Here is a 1082-nt window from a genome sequence, read left to right as displayed (position 1 = left end):
TGGTTTATCCACAAACTGAAGCGCGTACCTGAGGCCGACGTCCCCGAATGCGTTGAGTTGATCCAGCAGCTAGGGCAGATATACGCGCCCATAGTCTGGGAGGATCCTGAGGTGTTGGCGATTATGGAAGGTGACTCTACAACGCTCTAGCCTGCCGCGTAAGGGCCCTTCGTTGCATCAAGACGTTCCGCTTACGCCCTTCACCGCCGCGCGAGACAGACGCCACTGGGCGGCTTCTTCGGCACCGTATAACAAATGCCCCCACCCGTACGGTGGGGGCATTTGTTGGTTGTGGCTACTTGTGTTTGTGCATGTCGAAGCGTTCGAGCATGAGGCGTTCATCCTGATAGGCCGGATGGTCGGCCCACAACGACGGAGCGTGCCTCCATTTATCGAGGTAGTAGCCCAGGAGCTCGCTGCCAGACTGCTCCACGATCTTGGTGAGCGTATCAATGTGGATGTAGTGATAGACGTTGAACTGCCGCCCTGTGAGCTTCTTGGAGAAGTTGGTGGGGTGTGCAACCATCTCCGCAGCAATCCATGGCACTGGAACCTCAATAAGGTTTTCTCCGGGCAGTAGATCGAACTCTTTAAGGTGCTTCTGACCGGTTATCTTTGGCACACTCCCGAAGGGGTTATAGGTCGTCTCCCCAATAGCCACCTTGACTTGAGCAGCACGTTCAGCAGTTACCTTCATCAAAAGTCGGTTAGGCGCGGGCCAAGAGAACCTGCTCAAACGAACCTTGATACGCCCCAACTTGCCGTCTCGAATGTTCAAGGGACCTGTTTTGAGAGCTTCCCCCGCCTGATCGCCCTCCACGTTCGCAGCGAAGACACCTGCTGAGGGAACCACTACCTGACAATCTGTCACTTGCACGTCGCTGCCCACGGCATTGAGCTGGAAGGTAGCGTCGCCTTCGAGTTTGTAGCGGGAGTTGGCGAGCTCGGGGACGTCGTAAAGGCTGATGATACTTTCCATGCCTTGAACGGACTTGTTGAACACGTCCCAGTCACGGTCATCGTTTGAGGCTTTCGCGACATCCAAGAGAATGCACGTCGCTGTGGTCCAGCCATTAAGCGTG

Annotated in this window: 1 protein-coding gene; it reads right to left on the bottom strand. The window is 55.6% G+C overall.

Features of this window, described 5'->3' with window-relative positions; all coding sequences use genetic code 11:
* Positions 1-295 precede the first annotated feature (295 nt).
* Positions 296-1082, bottom strand: a 787-nt coding sequence (locus HP499_RS24510; RefSeq protein WP_216660297.1) for a hypothetical protein, incomplete at its 5' end; no start/stop codon positions are given.

It is taken from the genome of Paenarthrobacter sp. CM16 (assembly GCF_013179505.1).
Lineage (GTDB): Bacteria > Actinomycetota > Actinomycetes > Actinomycetales > Micrococcaceae > Arthrobacter.
The sequence above is the reverse complement of the archived record's forward strand: the minus strand, read 5'-3'. Positions and strand labels throughout refer to the sequence as shown.